We start from the raw sequence: 866 nt of genomic DNA, 5'->3' as shown, positions 1-866 counted from the left end.
GCAACGATCATGAAAGAGTTAAATTTGGAATGGAATTAAACAATAAAATTTTTATGGAGGATAACGCAAATGAATAACCGTGAACAAATAGAACAATCAGTTATCAGTGCTAGCGTCTATAACGGCAATGATACAGAAGGATTACTAAAAGAGATTGAGGACGTGTATAAGAAAGCGCGAGCATTTGATGAAATACTTGAGGGAATGACAAATGCTATTCAACATTCAGTTAGAGAAGGTATTGAACTTGATGAAGCAGTAGGGATTATGGCAGGTCAAGTGGTCTATAAATATGAGGAGGAGCAGGAAAATGACTAACATCCTACAAGTAAAGCTATTATCAGAAAACGCTAGAATGCCAGAACGAAATCATAAGACGGATGCAGGTTATGACATATTCTCAGCTGAAACTGTCGTACTTGAGCCACAAGAAAAGGCAGTGATCAAAACAGATGTAGCTGTAAGCATACCAGAGGGCTATGTCGGACTATTAACTAGCCGTAGTGGTGTAAGTAGTAAAACGCATTTAGTGATTGAAACAGGCAAGATAGACGCGGGATATCACGGCAATTTAGGGATTAATATCAAGAATGACGCTATTGCATCGAATGGTTATATCACACCAGGTGTTTTTGATATTAAAGGAGAAATCGATTTGAGTGACGCCATAAGACAATATGGAACTTATCAAATCAACGAAGGCGACAAACTAGCTCAATTGGTTATCGTGCCTATATGGACACCTGAACTAAAGCAAGTGGAGGAATTCGAGAGTGTTTCAGAACGTGGAGCAAAAGGCTTCGGAAGTAGCGGAGTGTAAAGACATCTTAGATCGAGTCAAGGAGGTTTTGGGGAAGTGAGTGACA

2 protein-coding genes are annotated in these 866 nt (G+C 39.4%); both read left to right on the top strand.

What is annotated here, in order from left to right:
- Window positions 1-69 precede the first annotated feature (69 nt).
- Window positions 70-318, top strand: coding sequence for a type II toxin-antitoxin system toxin HigB (locus tag HMPREF3247_RS06545; RefSeq protein WP_064266706.1), 249 nt, complete (start codon window positions 70-72; stop codon window positions 316-318).
- A complete protein-coding gene (locus HMPREF3247_RS06540; protein ID WP_031911468.1) occupies window positions 311-820 on the top strand; it encodes a dUTP diphosphatase in 510 nt (169 codons plus the stop codon). The genes HMPREF3247_RS06545 and HMPREF3247_RS06540 overlap by 8 nt, the downstream gene beginning before the upstream one ends.
- Window positions 821-866: the final 46 nt, after the last annotated feature.

The sequence above is a fragment of the Staphylococcus sp. HMSC36A10 genome (assembly GCF_001838845.1).
GTDB lineage: Bacteria > Bacillota > Bacilli > Staphylococcales > Staphylococcaceae > Staphylococcus > Staphylococcus aureus.
This window is presented reverse-complemented; position numbering and strand designations above follow the sequence as displayed.

Coding starts and splice junctions, on each gene's coding strand:
- HMPREF3247_RS06545 (WP_064266706.1), top strand. CDS start 70: ATGAATAACCGTGAACAAATAGAACAATCAGTTATCAGTGCTAGCGTC.
- HMPREF3247_RS06540 (WP_031911468.1), top strand. CDS start 311: ATGACTAACATCCTACAAGTAAAGCTATTATCAGAAAACGCTAGAATG.